This window comes from Bacillus sp. NMTD17 (assembly GCF_002998735.1).
GTDB lineage: Bacteria > Bacillota > Bacilli > Bacillales > Bacillaceae > Bacillus.
The window spans coordinates 504,584-522,892 of record NZ_PVRH01000002.1; the positions used below are offsets into that span (position 1 = coordinate 504,584).

At 44.0% G+C, this 18,309-nt stretch carries 17 protein-coding genes; 2 read left to right on the forward strand and 15 right to left on the reverse strand.

What is annotated here, in order from left to right:
- Positions 1 to 39: 39 nt before the first annotated feature.
- The 6 genes from C6347_RS07690 to proG form a co-directional block, all read right to left on the reverse strand.
- The gene (locus C6347_RS07690; protein ID WP_066030996.1) at positions 40 to 1,662 is read right to left on the reverse strand and encodes a peptide ABC transporter substrate-binding protein; all 1,623 of its coding nucleotides are present in this window, start codon (positions 1,660 to 1,662) and stop codon (positions 40 to 42) included.
- A complete protein-coding gene (locus C6347_RS07695; RefSeq protein ID WP_034663040.1) occupies positions 1,662 to 2,672 on the reverse strand; it encodes an ABC transporter ATP-binding protein in 1,011 nt (336 codons plus the stop codon). The genes C6347_RS07690 and C6347_RS07695 overlap by 1 nt, the downstream gene beginning before the upstream one ends.
- A 7-nt stretch (positions 2,673 to 2,679) precedes the next feature.
- Positions 2,680 to 3,642, reverse strand: a complete 963-nt coding sequence (locus tag C6347_RS07700) for an ABC transporter permease (protein WP_044138912.1) — start codon at positions 3,640 to 3,642, stop codon at positions 2,680 to 2,682.
- The gene (locus tag C6347_RS07705) at positions 3,639 to 4,574 is read right to left on the reverse strand and encodes an ABC transporter permease (protein WP_034663045.1); all 936 of its coding nucleotides are present in this window, start codon (positions 4,572 to 4,574) and stop codon (positions 3,639 to 3,641) included. Before C6347_RS07705 ends, C6347_RS07700 begins: the two co-directional genes overlap by 4 nt.
- 18 nt (positions 4,575 to 4,592) lie before the next feature.
- Positions 4,593 to 5,417 carry a M55 family metallopeptidase gene (locus C6347_RS07710; RefSeq protein WP_066030997.1) on the reverse strand — a complete coding sequence of 275 codons (825 nt, stop codon included), beginning with the start codon at positions 5,415 to 5,417 and terminating at the stop codon, positions 4,593 to 4,595.
- A gap of 189 nt (positions 5,418 to 5,606) precedes the next feature.
- The gene (proG, locus tag C6347_RS07715; RefSeq protein WP_106071545.1) at positions 5,607 to 6,431 is read right to left on the reverse strand and encodes a pyrroline-5-carboxylate reductase ProG; all 825 of its coding nucleotides are present in this window, start codon (positions 6,429 to 6,431) and stop codon (positions 5,607 to 5,609) included.
- A 167-nt stretch (positions 6,432 to 6,598) separates the two neighbouring features.
- Between proG and C6347_RS07720 the strand changes: the two genes are divergently transcribed.
- Positions 6,599 to 7,915 (forward strand): S1C family serine protease, encoded by a 1,317-nt coding sequence (locus C6347_RS07720; RefSeq protein WP_106071546.1) that lies wholly within the window; start codon positions 6,599 to 6,601, stop codon positions 7,913 to 7,915.
- A 32-nt stretch (positions 7,916 to 7,947) separates the two neighbouring features.
- Here the strand turns inward: C6347_RS07720 and C6347_RS07725 are convergent, their stop codons facing one another.
- Positions 7,948 to 8,904: a ring-cleaving dioxygenase gene (locus C6347_RS07725; protein WP_106071547.1), complete on the reverse strand. Its 957-nt coding sequence runs from the start codon at positions 8,902 to 8,904 to the stop codon at positions 7,948 to 7,950.
- Positions 8,905 to 9,222: 318 nt separating this feature from the next.
- On the opposite strand from C6347_RS07725, the gene C6347_RS07730 reads away from it, so the two are divergent.
- Positions 9,223 to 10,548 carry an APC family permease gene (locus C6347_RS07730; protein ID WP_060596076.1) on the forward strand — a complete coding sequence of 442 codons (1,326 nt, stop codon included), beginning with the start codon at positions 9,223 to 9,225 and terminating at the stop codon, positions 10,546 to 10,548.
- An 11-nt stretch (positions 10,549 to 10,559) separates the two neighbouring features.
- Here the strand turns inward: C6347_RS07730 and C6347_RS07735 are convergent, their stop codons facing one another.
- From C6347_RS07735 to C6347_RS07770, 8 genes are all read right to left on the reverse strand, one after another.
- Positions 10,560 to 10,889: a hypothetical protein gene (locus C6347_RS07735; RefSeq protein WP_008358910.1), complete on the reverse strand. Its 330-nt coding sequence runs from the start codon at positions 10,887 to 10,889 to the stop codon at positions 10,560 to 10,562.
- Between the two features lie 63 nt (positions 10,890 to 10,952).
- A complete protein-coding gene (locus C6347_RS07740; RefSeq protein WP_034663059.1) occupies positions 10,953 to 11,909 on the reverse strand; it encodes a sugar-binding transcriptional regulator in 957 nt (318 codons plus the stop codon).
- Between the two features lie 93 nt (positions 11,910 to 12,002).
- The gene (locus C6347_RS07745; RefSeq protein WP_066031001.1) at positions 12,003 to 12,788 is read right to left on the reverse strand and encodes an SDR family NAD(P)-dependent oxidoreductase; all 786 of its coding nucleotides are present in this window, start codon (positions 12,786 to 12,788) and stop codon (positions 12,003 to 12,005) included.
- Positions 12,766 to 13,467, reverse strand: coding sequence for an SDR family NAD(P)-dependent oxidoreductase (locus tag C6347_RS07750; RefSeq protein ID WP_223250447.1), 702 nt, complete (start codon positions 13,465 to 13,467; stop codon positions 12,766 to 12,768). The genes C6347_RS07745 and C6347_RS07750 overlap by 23 nt, the downstream gene beginning before the upstream one ends.
- A gap of 25 nt (positions 13,468 to 13,492) precedes the next feature.
- A complete protein-coding gene (gene lpdA / locus C6347_RS07755; protein ID WP_106071548.1) occupies positions 13,493 to 14,875 on the reverse strand; it encodes a dihydrolipoyl dehydrogenase in 1,383 nt (460 codons plus the stop codon).
- Positions 14,876 to 14,887: 12 nt separating this feature from the next.
- Positions 14,888 to 16,210, reverse strand: coding sequence for a dihydrolipoamide acetyltransferase family protein (locus C6347_RS07760; protein ID WP_106071549.1), 1,323 nt, complete (start codon positions 16,208 to 16,210; stop codon positions 14,888 to 14,890).
- 17 nt (positions 16,211 to 16,227) lie between these two features.
- Complete coding sequence (locus tag C6347_RS07765) at positions 16,228 to 17,208, reverse strand: alpha-ketoacid dehydrogenase subunit beta (RefSeq protein WP_034620051.1); 981 nt, start codon at positions 17,206 to 17,208, stop codon at positions 16,228 to 16,230.
- A gap of 31 nt (positions 17,209 to 17,239) precedes the next feature.
- On the reverse strand, positions 17,240 to 18,223 hold the full coding sequence (locus tag C6347_RS07770; RefSeq protein ID WP_066031003.1) for a thiamine pyrophosphate-dependent dehydrogenase E1 component subunit alpha: 984 nt from the start codon (positions 18,221 to 18,223) through the stop codon (positions 17,240 to 17,242).
- Between the last annotated feature and the right edge of the window lie 86 nt (positions 18,224 to 18,309).

Consider the following 18,309-nt stretch of genomic DNA (forward strand, 5'->3'; position numbering starts at 1 on the left):
ACAGACGCTTTTATCTAAAAGCGTCTTTTGATCCTAATATCACTCTCCATCTACCTGTGCCCATTTCAAATCGATATACCCAACGGGGTGGCGGACAATTCCCTTCACGCCTTCTTTTTGTAAATGGACTTGGTTATAAAAATGAATCGGAATGATCGGTGCTTCTTCAATGAGAAGTGCCTCTGCATCATGAAGGAAGCTGTTTCTCTTTTGTTCGTCTGCTTCCTGGCTCGCTTTTTTGATCAGCTGATCATAGGTATCATTAGACCATCCTGTCCGGTTCATGGCATTCCCTGTTTGGAAGCTCTCTAGGAAGTTGATCGGATCTGCATAGTCTGCTAAAAATGAACTTTGTGAGAATTGGAATTTCAGCGCCTTTTGATCTTCTGCAAATACATTGGCTTCCATGTTTGCAAGCTTCACATCTACACCTAACGCTTCTTTCAGCTGCTGCTGGATGGCTTCCGCTTTTTTCTTGTTCTCAGGCTTTGTACTATATGTTAATGTGACGGCTGGCAGTTTCGAATAGTTCTCTTCTTTCAGCCCTTTTTCTAATAGCTTCGCAGCTTCACTCTTATCATTCTTCACAAGATCACCGCCAGCTTCTCTGAAATCCTCACCCTTTGAATCTAGGATGCCTGGCGAGACGAAAGCGCGTGCTGGCTTCTCTTCATTTTTCGTCACATAATCCACAATATCTTGCGGGTTGATCGCCATTTGAAAAGCTTTGCGAATGTTCTTATTTTGAAATGGTTCTATGTTCACATTCAGACGATAAAAGAACAATCCAGCCTGGTCTTCAATTTGTACATCTTTATTTTTCAGCAGATTTTCACTTTGCTCTGCTGGAACAAAGGCAGTATCTAAATCTCCTGATTGATACATTTGATAGTCTGTGTTTCGATCACTGATCATCAGCCACTTCACTTGATCCAGCTTGACTGTTTTTTTGTCCCAATACGTCTCACTTTTTTCCATTGTGAAGCTCTCATCATGCTTCCACTCTGTCAGCTTGAACGGTCCATTTCCGACAAAGGTTTTGGCGTCTTTTGCCCAATTTGGGTCCTTCTTAGCTACCTGTTCATTGACTGGGAAAAAGGCAGGGTTTGCGGTCATATTTAAGAACGATTTCTGCGGATAAGCCAGTGTGACCTTAAGCGTTTTGTCATTTACAGCGCTGACTTTCACGTCTTCTTTCTTGCCTTTTCCACTGTTAAATGCCTCTCCGCCTTCAATCATGTACGCTAAGAACGATGCAGAAGAGCCTGTTTTCGGATCAAGCAGCCGCTTCCACGCATATTCAAAATCACTCGCTTTCACTGGATCACCATTTGACCACTTGATGCCATCTCTTAAATGAAACGTGTACGTTTTTCCATCCTCTGATATCTCCCATTTTTCCGCCATTGCAGGAGATGGTTCGTGTTTTTCATTCAGTCTTGTTAATCCCTCCATTAAGTTATTGAGTCCTTGCCACGATACATTATTAAAACCAATCGGCGGATCAAACGACGTCGGTTCATTTTCGTTATTTAAGGTTAACACTTTCTTTTCACCTTTATTGCTTGATGATCCTTTCCCTGCTTGCTCATTGGCTGTACATCCTGCGAGCAGCATGATCGTGAACAAACATACACTGATGATCCACCCTTTTTTTCTCATCAAAAACTCCCCCTTTGTGTTGAAGATAAAACCGTTTGATTCGCTCGCTCATCTTGGAGCCAGCAATGCACTGTATGGGTAGGTGACCGCTGCGTTTCATGCGGCATGATATGATCACACACCTTCATGGCGGCCGGACAGCGATCTGTATACGGACAGCCCTTTGGTGGAGCAAATAAATCAGGCGGGCTTCCTTCAATTGGAATGAGTTCATCTTTCATATCAAGTCTTGGAACGGATTGTAGAAGTCCTTTTGTATAAGGATGCTGCGGACTGTAAAAAATATCTCGCCTCGTTCCGACCTCCACCATTTTCCCCCCGTACATGACCGCCACTCGGTCTGCGACTTGGGCTACGACCCCTAAATCATGTGTGATTAAAATAATGGTGACACCTGTTTTTCTCTGAATCTCTTTAAACAGCTCTAATATTTGTGCCTGTATGGTCACATCCAGCGCGGTCGTCGGTTCATCTGCAATCAGCACTTTGGGCTCGCAAATCAGTGCCATGGCAATCATGAGCCGCTGCCTCATTCCCCCGCTGAACTGGTGAGGGTATTGCTTTAACCTTTCCTTCGGCTGCGGAATGCCGACCAAATCAAGCATCCGAATGGCGGCTTCTTTCACTTCTTTTTTCGTCAGCTTTTGATGCTCCTTTGCAGCCTCCATGAGCTGGTCCCCTATTGTCAAGGTTGGGTTCAGTGCGGTCATTGGATCTTGAAAGATCATCGAGATATCGACACCTCGTATGGCGCGCATTTCTTTTTCAGATAATGACAGCAAATTACGGTCTTCAAACCAGATTTCTCCCTGATCGACATGAGCGCTGTAAGCTGGCAGCAGCCTCATAATGCTTTGTGAAGTCACACTTTTCCCGCAGCCTGATTCTCCCACAATGGCAAGGGTTTCTTTTTCATATACATCCACATTCACTCCGCGTACCGCTCGAACTGAGCCGCCATATGTCCGAAAGCTGACGTGCAGATCGATGATTTGTAGAACTTTTTTCAAAGCGCCATCACCTCTTCATCTTTGGATCAAGCGCATCTTGCAAGCCATCACCTAAATTGTTAAAGCAAAACATCGTGAGTGAAATAAAAAACGCAGGGAAAAATAAACGCCACCAATGTCCGTTATCTGACAGTACTGTCGGCAGCGCATCATTGGCCATCACGCCCCAGCTTGCAAACGGTGCTTGAATGCCTAAACCAAGAAAGCTTAAGAACGCTTCAGCAAATATCGCGGTCGGCACAGTCAAGGTCATCTGAACGATAATCGGCCCCATCGTATTCGGCAGCAGGTTGCGGCGAATGATACGCAGGCTCTTTGCACCAAAGGTTTTTGAGGCAAGGACATATTCCTGGCTTTTCAGCTGAAGAACTTGACCTCTTACGATTCTTGCCATTCCAATCCATCCGGTGACAGTGAGCGCTACAATAATGGTGACAAGCCCTGGCCCCATCAGGACCATTAATAAAATGACAACGAGTAAATAAGGAAGACCGTAGAGCACCTCGACAATTCGCATCATGACATGGTCATATCTCCCGCCCTTATAACCGGCAATTCCTCCATAAATCACGCCGATGGCAAAATCAATAAGGGCTGCCATGACGCCTACGAATAACGAAATACGCGCCCCGTACCATGTACGCGTAAACACATCTCGTCCAAGCTCATCCGTTCCGAACCAGTGAGCAGCTGATGGAGGCAGATTTTGCATCGAAAGACGTTGCTCTGTCACACTATTAGGCGCAAGCAATGGGCCTAATAGCGCCATGATAAAAAGAAAAATCAGTACCGATAGACTAAACATCGCAAGCTTATTTTGCTTCAGCCGTCTCCATGTGTCTGCCCAATACGAAAGAGAGGGTCTTTTAATGGCATGGGCCTCCGTTTTCTTTTGCTCTCTCGGAGAAAACCATTCGTCTGGCACTTCATGATGCGGATTCGGTTGATCCTGCTGTAGGTGTATACTCATGCCTTTCCTCCTTTCTGATGCAGCTGAATCCTTGGATCAAGCAGGCGATACGCCACATCGACAATGAAAAGAAGTGTGATTAAAATAATGCTGTAAAAAACAGTGGTCCCCATGATGACAGGATAATCACGGTTGTTAATACTCTCGACAAAGTATTTTCCCATTCCAGGAATCGCAAATATTTTTTCAATGACAAAACTTCCTGTTAAAATGCTTGCGACAAGTGTCCCAAGAATGGTCACAACGGGCAAAAGCGCATTTCGAAGCGCATGTTTAAATACAATTTTAAAGGGAGAAAGTCCTTTTGCCTTGGCAGTGCGAATATAGTCCTGCGACAGCACTTCAATCATGCTCGATCTTGTTAACCGGGCAATAATGGCCATTGGACCGACAGCAAGAGCGATGGTTGGCAGCACCATGTGCATCGGACTTGTCCACATCGCTGTAGGAAAGAGTTTCAAATTCACAGCAAGCTGCTGAATTAATAAGGTAGCAAAGATAAAGTTTGGAATGGATATACCGAAAACAGCAATGGTCATGGCGATATAATCAATCAAGCCATTATGCCGGAGGGCAGCCATGACCCCGAGCAGGATGCCGGAGATGACAGCAATCAATATTGAGATAAGACCAAGTTCTAATGAGACTGGGAAGCCTCTTGCCAATAGATCATTGACACTTTCTGAAGGCTTTTTAATGGAAGGACCAAAATCAAAGGTAACGATGGATTTTAAATAGATGACATATTGAACATACAGTGGTTCATCTAAGTGATAGTAGCTTTCGAGGTTTCGCTGGACGGTTTCGTTTGTATTTCGTTCTTCATTGAAGGGCGATCCTGGGATGACCTTCATTAAAATAAACGTTAAAGTCGTAATCGTTAAGATCGTGGCAATCATCGCAATAAAACGCTTGAGCAAAAAGCTGGTCATCTGCCGTCTCCCCCTCGCTTAACAAAATGTTGTACGTGCGGCAAGCTCTGTCATGACAAGCATCGCTTGGTAGGCTTCTAATATATTCTCTGCTTGATACGTCACCGTTGTTGTTCCTTCTATGATGGCAGTACCCGGCATTAAATTCGCCCATTCAGCTTGTCCATAATTGGCAAACTCAATCTTCAGCAGCGGCTGATCAGGAGGCGTCAGCGGCTTGATGTGATGAATCTGTTTCATTGCGGCTTCCACTTGCTGCGAGATTTGTTGATTGACTTTGGCAGGCGTGAAACATTTCACAGCAGACCTTGATATGGTCTCTTTCACTGCTACTGTTTTCACACCAGGCATCAGCTTTTCCGCTTCAAGTGCTGCTTGGTCATCTCCGCAAACAAGAATCACCGGCACACCATAGTAGCCTGCAACATACGCATTAAAGCCCATTTCACCAATTGGGTGATCATTTATGTAAAAATGTCTGACACCAAAAATCATACTGTGAGACATCACGCCTTTCATAGATGCCCTCGCATGATAGCCTAAAAAAACAGCAGCGTCATAGGTTTGATCTAATCCTTGCACCATGGAATAAGGCTTGACGTCACCAGATATAAGAGCAGCCTCTTCATGCAGCTCTTCGATCAACAGATTATTCATTTTAGAATGACTGTCATTGACCAAAATATCGGTTGCGCCATGCTGAAGAAGTGCCTCTACACAGGCATTCACTTCACCTGTCATGATCTTTCTGCCCCGTTCATAATTGTGCTGACGGGCATCGACAAATGTATGATCAGCTAGACCAGTAATCCCCTCCATATCAACAGATACATAGAGTTTCATCCCCATCCCCCTTTAATTAAACTTAAAATTTGTGTATATTTTTCTAAATTTTCTAAAAAATTATATGATTACTTGATTGATTTTTCAATACAATGTCTGAAAATAAGGAAATTAGACTCAGTTAATACAGGTCAAAAGACTGTATGACAAAGGATTTTTTTAACAAATAAAACACCACTAACTATGTCTTTAGTGGTGTTTGTCAGCTTCGTTAATCTGTGATTTCAGCTGTTCATATTTCTTCATGGTTTGTGTAAATAGATCATCAAACATCTGAGGTGCCTGCTTTTGAATGACCTCAGCGCCTTCACCTGTAATGCCCCCTTTTGTCGCCACTCTATTGACGGTTTCAGCAAAGGTGAGGCCGCGTTCTACAAGGACTTGACCTGTGCCTAAGAGGGCATACGTTAAAAATTCATACGCTTCCTCTAAGGAAAGCTCACTATTTCTCACAGCCGCTCTCGCCATTTCTTCAAAAAGAGCAGCGATAAAACCAGGAGAAGAGCTCGTCAAATTACTCGCCGCATCAAACCGGTCTTCCTCTACTTCACGGACGATGCTAAAAGCTGAAAGGAGACGGTGCAAACGCGCCTTTTCTTCCTGACCTGCGGTTTCACCATGCGCAACGAGGGATACGCCCGTTCCAACAGCTGACGTGAGCGTTGGGATGTATCTGGAAACTGGTTGAGTCGTATGCTTTGATAACTTGTCTAACGTCACAGCCGCGGCTACTGACACAATATGTACCGATTTGGCTGCTGAAGGCAGTTGATCGAGCACATCAAGTACAACAAGCGGCGGCACGCAGACAAAAAGTACATCACATGAGGCAGAAAGTTCGTCTAATGAGCAGATATTTATTTCTTGATGCTTGTCTTTGAGCTGATGCAGGCGGTCCGTTTCACTTCTTGTATGGATCATGATTTGATGGGCATAGAGTACCTCTTTTTCCAGCCATTTTTGCACCATCATATCAGCCATGCTTCCATATCCAATCATTCCAATTGTCTCCACAGTTTAATCTCCTCTATTTTGCTTAGATTCACTACTTATTTTAACAATTTCCCACAATGTTTTCATTTTTATCCCACACTTTTTTCTTACGATATAGTCAGTATCCACCACATAAGGTAAAATCCCTCGAACCATACATGAAAAATTGAAGAAAGAGAGTGATTCGAATGACACATCACAAAAATGAAAAACACCCTTCTCATGAACTTCAAACAATTGAACAGCCACAAAAACAAAAGAAGAAGCCCAGTGGCTGGTTCAAGCCATTCGTCAGCGGCATTGTGGGTGGTACGCTAGCATTAGGTGTCTACGTCCTTACGCCATATGCCCAGCACGCATCAGACAACACAGCAAACGATTCAGCAGCAAAAACAGAAGCTGTATCGACAAATGATACGAGTGCCAATTCGTCAAAAACAACCGCCGTCCAAACATCACATTCATCGAGCAGTATCTCAAGCATGGTCGAAAATATATCACCAGCCATTGTCGGCATTACAAACTACCAAGCGCAAAGTCAAACAGACATGAGCTTTGGCGATTTCAATACGCCTTTTGATGAATCACAGCAAAACAAAAACAGTCAAGAGGAAAAAACAGGTACAGGCTCAGGGGTGATTTTTAAAAAATCCGGAAGTAAAGCCTATGTCTTAACAAACAACCACGTCATTGAAGGGGCAAATAAACTAATGGTTTCCTTGCACGATGGCAAAACTGTTGAAGGAAAACTGGTCGGAGCTGACCCCCTGACTGACCTAGCAGTTGTAGAAATTAGCAGCAGTCATGTGACAAAGGTCGCGGCATTAGGCGATTCCTCCTCGCTGCGTGCTGGGGAAACCGTCATCGCGATCGGAAACCCGCTTGGTGAAGATCTATCAAGAACGGTGACACAAGGAATTGTCAGCGGTGTCGACCGAACAGTCTCTATGAATACATCAGCTGGCGAAAGCAGCATTAATGTCATTCAAACAGATGCAGCCATTAACCCAGGTAATAGCGGCGGCCCGCTTCTTACGACAGACGGAAAGGTTGTGGGGATCACGAGTATGAAAATCTCTGAAACAGGTGTTGAAGGCATTGGATTCGCACTTCCAATCAATGATGTCAAACCAATCGCCGATCAGCTTCTCGCAAAAGGAAAGATTGAACGTCCATATATCGGCATCAGCATGCTGGATCTCGAACAAGTCCCAGATGTGTATCAGAAAGAAACACTCGGGCTCAAAAGCAGTCAGCTCGATAAAGGCGTATACGTCAAAGAAATTGCCGCAGGCTCACCTGCCGCCAAAGCTGGCTTTAAGTCAGAGGATGTCATTACCGCCATCGATGGGAAACAAATCAAAACCGGAAGTGAATTACGTCATGAGCTATACACGAATACAAAAGTAGGAGACACCGTGAGCATCACACTCATTCGAAACGAAAAAGAAGAAACAAAGAAGGTTACATTAATACAATCTGAATCTAAGCAGGTAAGTTCCTAAAGCAAAAAGCAGCTCATGAATGAGCTGCTTTTTTATGATGACTGAATTGGCGTTAATCTTTGTTCTATTTCTGCTCGTTTGTGCTCTAGAAATGGCGGAAGGGCTAATTGATCACCAAGCTCATCTACCCCTTCATCGACTGTAAACCCAGGGCCGTCTGTTGAAATTTCAAATAAGATACCATTCGGCTCTCTAAAGTAAAGGGCTTTAAAGTAGAAACGTTCCACAACACCAGAGTTCGTGAAGCCTGCTTTTGATATTTTGTCATACCATTTTTCCAGCTCCTCTGCATCTTCCACGCGAAAAGCTACGTGATGCACACTTCCTCTGCCGGAACGCTCAGAAGGTCCTTCAGCTTTTTCGATCACATGAATTTCTGTTCCAGCACCGCCATTTCCTGACTCAAAAATGGTCACGATCTCACCATCATTTGATTGTTCACGCGCTCTTTCAGTGAAGCCAAGGATGTCTGTTAAAACACGGATCGTTTTGTCCGCTTCTGCAACGGTTAATTCAACTGGACCCAAGCCTCTAATTGCAAACTCTGCCGGAATATCGTCATGCACTGGCGGTGAGCCCGCTTCTTGTGCGTTCGGTTCTACTGTTAAAAATAGCTGCTGCCCTTCTGGATCTTGAAAACGCAAGGCAAGTCTTCCGCCTCTCAAGGAAGCCGTTTCTTGCTGCACACCTGTCTCATCAAACCGCTTTTCCCAAAATGAAAGTGCTTCTTCAGAAGAAACGAGAAGGCCTGTGCTTGTGATGGCGTTTGTTCCTTTCAAACGACGGGCAAGCATTGGAATTTCAAAGAAGGTGAGCTCCGTACCCGGTGAAGCAACCTCATCTCCATAAAACAAATGATACATAGATGGGTCATCCTGATTGACAGTTTTCTTTACAAGTTTTAAGCCAAGAATCTGGCGGTAGAAATCAACATTTTTTTGAGCATTGGCTGTTAATGCAGATACGTGGTGAATCCCATTGATTTTCATTACGTTCACTCCTATTTCAAAATATCTCGAATTCAAGATAATACCCTTATGAATAAAATAGGTCATTTTTCAAGAAAAGTCAACCATTTGGCTAGAAGTTCGGTTTCTGACGATAAAATTAACATTAAATCAAAAATAATCTTTTATCGTTCGTTTTTAAAGCAACGTTCATCCTGATATCTCCAATAAACGAACACTTTTAAATACAAATGCGAAAATCAGAAAATTTTTTTAATTCTTGTTTTCCTAAAATCGTATTACAATGAACAAAATACATGTCACAGTAACGTACGAAAGTGATGCAGGAGGTCGTGTGTAATGAACAAAGAACAACCAGCGTTAAAACAGGACATCGGCTTATTTTTTGCCCTATCTCTTGTCATCGGGACCATTATCGGGTCCGGCGTCTTTATGAAGCCAGGCAACGTCCTTTCCTATTCAGGAAGCTCAGACATCGCCTTATTTGCTTGGCTGCTAGGTGGAATTTTAACCCTTGCAGGCGGACTAACTGTTGCTGAAATTGGTACACAAATCCCTCGGACTGGCGGATTGTACGCTTATCTTGAAGAAGTGTACGGTGAGTTTTGGGGCTACTTATGCGGCTGGGTGCAGATTATCATTTACGGACCTGCCATCATTGGAGCGCTCGGTCTTTATTTTGGTTCATTATTAGCCAATTTATTTTCTCTTTCTTCTTTATGGTCGACAACAATTGGCATTATCACTGTTTTATTTTTATGTTTGATCAATATTATGGGAACGAAATACGGCGGTTTTGTACAAGGGCTGACCACCATCGGAAAGCTTGTCCCGATTGCCGCTATTATTGTGTTTGGCTTATGGAAAGGAAACGAAAATATCTTTATGGCTGTCAACGATAGTATCGCTCAAATGAACTTCGGTGCAGCGATTTTGGCTACGTTGTTTGCCTATGATGGCTGGATATTGCTTGCAGCACTTGGCGGTGAAATGAAAAACCCAGAGAAGCTGCTTCCTCGTGCAATGGCAGGCGGGATTTTAATCGTCACGGCTTGTTATCTCTTTATTAATGTCGCTCTTTTGCACGTGTTACCAGCAGATCAAATCGTCCAGCTAGGTGAAAATGCGACAAGTACTGCTGCGACAATGCTCTTTGGACCAATCGGCGGTAAGGTCATTAGTATCGGAATCATCATTAGTATCTTTGGCTGTTTGAACGGAAAGGTTCTTTCATTCCCACGTGTGATTTTCGCGATGGCTGAACGAAAGCAAATTCCTTTCGCAAACGCGATTTCGCGTATTCACCCTACCTTCAAAACACCTTGGATTGCTGTATTTGTGCAAATTTTGATCGCCATTGTGTTTATGATCGTCAGTAATCCAGAAAAGCTGTCAGAGGTTTCGATCTTCATGATCTACATCTTTTATGTCATGGCCTTTTTCGCAGTCTTTAAGCTGAGAAAACAAAATAGCGGAATGGAGCGTGCTTATAGCGTACCACTTTACCCGCTCACACCGATCGTTGCGATTATCGGTTCTTTATTCGTTTTAATCAGCACCATGATCACCGACTGGAAAAGCTGTCTAATCTCCATGCTGATCGGGATTGCTGGACTGCCTATTTATTATTATATGAAAAAAGCACAAAAAAAAGCAGAGCGCTAAACAGCGCTCTGCTATTTTTTATATTGCTTGATCACTTTGTATGATTCGTTTAAATATCTCATGAGCCGGTATGGCTTACTAAGCACGCGGATTGGGAGTCTTGAGATAAATCCATTCAAATTCGCCTTATATTCCTGCGTCATCCGCTTCGGCTTTGTCGCAATTTTTTCGTATACTTCTTTGTAAAATTCCTTCATGATGTCGACTTGCACACTGATCTTCTGATGACACTCTGTACACTCAACGCTTTTCATCTGATCATTCACATAAACGATGCTGTGGAGGGTCTCTTCTTGGCACCGAGTACAATGTAGGTTTGCTTCCATTTCGGTTTTCTTCAAGATACACAGCTCCTTTCTCGTTTGATGTTGCTCTTTTTATACAATTCGATTGCTATCAGCCGTTTATTGGACGGAAGCTTCCTTTAAAATGGCTGCCGCCGTTAGTTCGTCTGTCACCAGCACTTGTATGAAGCCGCCATTTAAAGCCCCTAAAATACTTTCAGCTTTATGGGTTCCTTCTACAACAGCGATGACCGTTTTGACACTCTTTAACTGCTCCAGTGATAAACCAATGACCTTTTGGTTCAGTTCATCTTGGACAGGTTTGCCTTGACCGTCAAAGAAACGAAAGCCAATATCACCAACAGCCCCTGATTGCCTTAAACCAGATAAATCCTCTTCCTTTAAGTAACCAACTGTTTTTAACGTTGAACCTTTATGCGGGTTGCCAATACCGATGAGGGCAATATCTACATTTCTACCTTCTTCAAGCACAGCTTCTATATCCTGCATTGCCATAAGCCGCTCTTTTAATTCTTCTGTTTCTAAAATCGCCGGGGCATATAAATAGGAACACGTGCCATTCATTTTCTTTGCCAGCTCATATGCCAGCTGATTGGCATGAATGTCGACTGCCTGCCTGCCCATTCCGCCCTCTAATGGAATGACCTTCACATCGTTTCTTCGCTCAAACGGGTATTCCTTTACAAGCTCAGCCAGTGTGGTTCCCCATGAAATGCCGATTTTCTCCGCATCTTTCATGTTTTTAGATAGATAATAGGCGCCTGCTTGACCGACTGCCCGTTTCACCATCTCAGACATTGTCCCGACACTTGGGACAACGACAGCATCTGTTAATTGAAATGTTGTTTCTAGCTGCTTTTCCAGCTCCACCGTATGAATACTTTCGTCCTTAATGTACACCTCAACGATTCCCACATCTTTTGCTTTTTGTAAGAGCTTTGAAATGACTGGTCTTGAGACATTGAGCTTTTTTGCGATTTCCTGCTGCGTCCACCCGTCTGTATAATAAAGATGAGCAACTTTGACGAGCTGTCGTCTTTCTTCCCAATTCAGCATGTGACATCATCCTTTTAATATACTATGATTCCCAGTATACCAAACATTCGTTTCTAATTGGAACAATTGTTACGAAAATGACAAAAAGAGCGATTACCTCTTCGCTCTTTTTCCCTCCGTATATTTTGGCTGATACGTTCTCCCGCCGTCTAGCAGGATAATTTGTCCGTGCAAATAGCTTCCCTCGTCACTTGTGAGAAATAAAGTGAGTCCTGCGATATCCTCAGGTCTTCCTAATCTCCCAACAGGTATAAGCGATTGCAGCTGCTTTTTCTCCTCCTCAGTAGGATAGAGCGTATCAAGCATTTGAGATTCAATCACACGGGGTGCAATCACATTGATACGCACCTGGTGTGCCCCTAATTCCTTTACAAGCGAACGCATCAGGCCAAAAGCACCTGCTTTTGAGGCGTAATACTGAATTCCGCCGCCTGAGCCAGTTATAGCAGATCCTGATCCAATCATGACAATGCTTCCTTCTTGCCGCTCACATATATAAGGTGCTGACGCTTTGATGCAATAATAAAGACCATACAAGTTCACAGCCAGTGTCTTTTTCCAAAGTGAAAAATCGACTTCTAAAAAAGGAAGTGATTTTGTCATCCCTGCTGAATACACAAGATGAGCAATGCCGCCTAGCTCCCTTTCAGCTGCTGAGATCATCTGCTGAACACTTTCCCACGATGAAACGTCAGCTTGAAATGTCAGCAGCTCAGAGTGCTGTTTTTTTAAAAGTGAAAGTCCTTGTTCATCTATATCGGACACAGCCACTCTGTATCCTTCTTTTAAAAAACGCTCGGCAATTTCCTTTCCAATCCCTTGGGCACCGCCAACGATGAGAACTGGTTTTTGATCATTATCCAGCACTCTCACCCCCATCAAGCATAATCGCTGCACCATCTGTAAATGCGCCATATGATGTACTTAAAAAGACCGTCATATGGGCCACAGTCTCCTTGATTTGCTCTGTGTCAGAAACCAAATGGAGAGGAGGCGGCAATAGGGCGAGCACACGGATACCTTTGTCTTTAAATTCTCGCGCCAGCCCTTTTGTCATGGCATTCAGCATAGAATTCGATGTAGCATGTGAGATCCCGCCATCACCTGTAATACTGCCTGATGACGATATATTAATAATACAGCCTTGCTTCTGGTCCACCATGTGCCATACGGCGGCTTGACTGGAAAGAAAGACAGTATTCACAGCTGATTCCACTTCGTCCACCCATTTATCAGGGTGAGCGGCATCAAGCTCCGCTTCCGCTCCTTGCGCTGCTTGATTGACCAAAATATCTAGTTTCCCGCATGTATCGATCACTTGCCTCAGCATACGCGTGGCATCACGCGGTGTTTCTAGCGGGTTCATGATGATACTCGCCTGACCGCCCATTTTTTGAATGTCTTCATAAATGGATCTAGCCTTTGATTCATCATAAAATGTGTGTAAAAAAACATGTGCACCTGCCCGGGCTAAAGCCAGGCAGATGGCTTCTCCAAATCCATCTGTGCTACCTGTCACAAGTGCCGCTTTATGATGAAGCTGGACGTGCACATGCATCTCCTCCCTATCCCTTGTTTGGCATTTATTTTCTCAGCTTACTCACGATATCAAGAGCTGCTTCATAAAAACCTTCTGAGATGGTCGGATGCGGATGAATCATTTTCGCCATCTCTTCTGCTGTTCCTTCTAAATACATAAAGGAGGAAGCTTCTGAAATCATCTCTGTGACGTGCGGACCAACCATCGTCGCGCCGATTACTTCACCATATACTGTATCGTACACCAATTTAATAAAGCCTGATTGAACACCTGCCGCTAGCGCTTTACCGCTAGCCGCTAAATCAAATCGTTCTGTTTGTACGTGAAGCCCTTTGGCTTTTGCCTCTTTCTCCGTAAGACCGACACTTGCTACCTCTGGTAATGTATAAATACATCTAGGCATAATATCAGCATTCATTTTTTCATGCTCACCACAAATATTGCTGACTGCAACGGCTGCCTCTGCCATCGCCGCATGAGCCAGCTGATAGCCGCCAGCGACATCCCCAACTGCATATACACCCTCAGCACTTGTCTGCATCAGATCATTCACCTTGATAAACGGACCATCCAGTTGAAGATCAAGCTGGCTAACAGCTGATACATTCGGTCTTCTTCCAACGCAGACAAGCAGTCTTTCCGCCGTAAAGATGTGTGTCTCCCCTTTATCATCTGTTGCATGAACCGCTTTGACTCCTTCGCTTTCCGTTACCTCTGTCACAGTGGTTTTCTTCGCGATATGGATGCCCTTTTTCTTCAATTCTCTTTCTAGCAGCTTAGATGCTTCTTCATCCTCTTGCGGAATAATGGACGGTGCTGCTTCAATAATGGTGACTTTTGATTGAAGACTCTGGAAAATACATGCAAGCTCAAGCCCAATGACACCTCCGCCAATGATGACGACAGAAGCTGGGATATCTGAGATGTCAAAGATCGTATCACTTGTATCAAATTGAATGTCTCTAAGCCCCGGTATTGGCGGAATGGCCGGTGTAGATCCGGTGGCAATGATCAGTTCTTTCGTTTCAATCGATTGTGATCCACCTTGTTTTTCAATCTCAATCCGATGCTTTGTCACAGCTGTGCCTCTGCCATTATACACATCAATCTTTCCTTGCTTTAATAAAAAGGCGATTCCGCCTCTGAGCTTTTCAATGACGTCATCTTTGCGCTTTCTCATTTTATCGAAGGAAAGGATCATGTCACCTGTTTCGATTCCCCAGCTTTTCGCCTTTTCAATGGATTCAATCACTTCTGCATGTTTCAGCAGGGTCTTTGAAGGGATACAGCCTCGATTTAAACAAGTACCGCCTAAAAAATCCTCTTCAATCAAAGCAACCTTCCGTCCGCGCTCAGCTGCTTGAAGGGCGGCAGTATACCCGCCAGGTCCTCCGCCAATGACTGTCAGATCATACGTTTTCGTCATCCGATTCATCTCCTACATTAGCAATTCAAATGGTTGTTCAAGCACTTTTTTAAGGTCTGTTAAAAAGGCAGCCGCTGGTGCGCCATCTACGACTCGGTGATCAAACGATAAACTGACACCCATCATTGGCCGCACCTGAATCTCTCCATCTACCACAACAGGTTTATCTTGAATGCGTCCTACACCTAAAATTGCCACTTCTGGCTGATTAATAATCGGGGTAAAAGTATCAATGGCATACATGCCTAAGTTACTAATCGTAAAAGTGGACCCTTTCAGCTGGTCTGGCAGCAGTTTTTGATCACGTGCGTTTTTGCCAATTTCTTTCGCTTCTTTTGTCAGTTGTTTTAATCCTTTTTGATTCGCATGAGAAATGACTGGTACCATCAAGCCGTCTTTCACCGCAACAGCGAGACCAATGTGTACATCTTCATGGAAATGGAGCTCATTTTGTTCAAATGTCATATTGATATGCGGGTGGCGCGTGAGTACATGGCTGACCGCATGAATGATGATTTCTGTAAACGACAATCGGTAGCCTGTCTCTTTTTCAATCGCTGGTAGTAGCTGCTGACGCACTTCTTTTGCTTTCGTCATATCAATTTCACTTGTTAATGTGACGTGCGGTGCTGTAAAGGCACTTTGTGACATGCGATCAGCAATCACTTTTCTCATCCCAGCTAGTTTTTGTGTTTTCACAGGCGAAGCCTCTGCTGTTTGTGCTGCTGCTTTTACATCACTCTTCATGATTTTGCCATGAGCGCCAGATCCAGAAACTGCTGCTAAATCGATTCCTTCACGAGCAGCGACTTTTTCTGCAAGCGGTGAGACGCGCTGGTCTTTCTCGCTAGAATGAACGACTGCCTCGACGTCCCGCTTTTGGACTCTGCCTTTTGGCCCTGTGCCAGATACCTCTTGAATCGCCACATGATGATCCTTTGCCGTTTTTCTCGCTGCGGGCGTGGCACGTACTTTTTCATCAGATGTTTTTGAGGCTTCAGTAGAACTGGATGAAGCTGTGTCTGGTGAAGACGATTCGCCGCTTTCTGAGGAATCTTCATCTGCCTGTGCTGGCGGCTCGCTTGGTACCTGTTCATTTGCCTCTCCGATATATCCAATGACAGCATTAACTGGAATTTGATCATCAGCTTCGTAGTATTTCTTTAGAAAAATGCCGTCATCATAGGCTTCCACCTCGATGTTGATCTTGTCTGTCATAATTTCAAAAAGAGGCTCACCGATTTCAACCGAATCTCCTTCTTCTTTAAACCATTGAAGCAAGGTTCCGATCTCCATCGTACTGCTTAGCTTCGGCATAAATATCTCTTTTGGCATGATCTTCTCCCCTTTATTTAAGAGCGTACAAGCTCTTTTGCTGCTTCAATAATATCTGGTACTTGTGGAATGACCGCTTTTTCCAGTGTCGGGTTGTATGGTATTGGGACTGCAAGACCGCCAAGTCGTTTAATCGGCGCATCTAAGTAGTCAAACGCTTCACTTTCCGCTATCATACTTGCAATCTCTCCGCCGTAGCCGCCTCGTTTGACCGCCTCATGAACCACGATACATTTACCTGTTTTCTTCACAGATTCGATTATGGTTTCTTCATCTAATGGGACAAGTGTTCTTGGATCAATGATTTCAACATCGATTCCCTCTGCTTCTAGTTCCTTCGCCGCTTCTAACGCTTTGTGTACCATAATCGCTGTTGCTACAATCGTGACGTCCTTCCCGCTTCTTTTCACATCAGCTTTCCCTAAAGGAATCGAATAAGGCTCTTCAGGCACTTCGCCGATTGTTTTATATAAAAGCTTATGCTCGTAGAAAATGACAGGGTTGTCATCATCCATTGCTGCTTTTAAAAGTCCTTTGGCATCATAAGCTGTTGAAGGCTGAACCACCTTTAGTCCCGGAATATGAGCCATCCACGCTTCTAAGCTTTGTGAATGCTGCGCTGCGGCACCCGTCCCTGATCCTGCTGGTGTTCTCACAACGAGCGGCACTTTTCCTTTTCCGCCAAACATGTATCGTGTTTTGGCCGCTTGGTTTACAAGCTGATCCATCGCGATTGTAATAAAGTCAGAGAATTGAAGTTCTAAAATCGGACGCATACCGGTCAAAGCCGCTCCGACTGCGCCTCCTGCGATGGCTGCCTCTGAGATCGGTGTATTACGTACACGCTCTGGACCGAATTCTTCAATCATGCCGCGCGTGACCCCAAAAGCGCCGCCATATACGCCGATATCCTCACCTAAAATGAATACATCTTGGTTCTCTCTCATTTCCTGACTCATAGCCTCTCGAACGGCTTCTAAATATGAAATCTCTCTCACTGTTGTTTTTGTCACGTGATTCCCCTCCTAATTAGGCGTATACATCCTCTAATAGTGTATCGATTGACGGTTCTTTACTGTTTTTGGCGAATTCAACAGACGCTTCAATTTCCTGTTTCGCTTCTTCCTGTAAAACCGCTGCCTGCTCTTCTGTCAAAACATTCAGTTCAATCAAGAGAGACTTAAAGCGTTTGATTCCGTCTTTTTGTCTCCACTCTGTTTCTTCTTCACGTGTACGGTATTTTTTCGCATCACTCTTAGAGTGACCCTTCCAGCGATACGTTTTCATTTCAATAAGTGATGGACCTTCTCCAGCTCTTGCGCGTCTGACTGCTTCATCTACTGTGTTCATAATCTCGACCATGTCATTTCCATCAATCGATTTTCCTGGTATTCCGTAGCTTTCTGCTCTTGTTGAAATGTCTTCAATGTTGATCATTTCTTTTACAGGGCCAGACATGCCGTACTGGTTGTTTTCACAAATGAACACAACAGGCAGATCCCAAATGGATGCAAGATTTAGCGCTTCGTGAAAGCTGCCTTCATTTGTGGCACCATCTCCGAAGAAACAAAGAACAACAAAGCCTTCCTGTTTCATTTTAGATGTAAGTGCCGCGCCTGTTGCCAGCGGGATACCGCCGCCAACGATTCCATTTGCGCCAAGGTTCCCTTTTTCTAAATCAGCAATATGCATCGAGCCGCCTTTTCCTTTGCAATAGCCAGTCTCACGTCCGAATAGTTCTGCCATCATTTTATTGACCTCTGCACCTTTTGCAATACAGTGACCATGTCCACGGTGTGTGCTGACGATCTTATCTTCATTCTTTAATACGGCAATCGATCCAACAGCTGACGCTTCCTGTCCGACACATAAGTGAGTGGTTCCATGGATAAGTCCTTTGGCAAAGAATTGATCGACCTTTTCATCAAAATATCTCACTAACCACATTTGTTTATATAAATCTGCTAATCTCTCATGACTAATCTGTTCAGGCAAAGTGATTTGTTTTTGCATTTCTTCTCTCCCCTTTACATTTGTTCTTATATGTTACATTTGTAATTATCATACGTTTAAGTATCATTGAAGTCAAGCAATTCTCT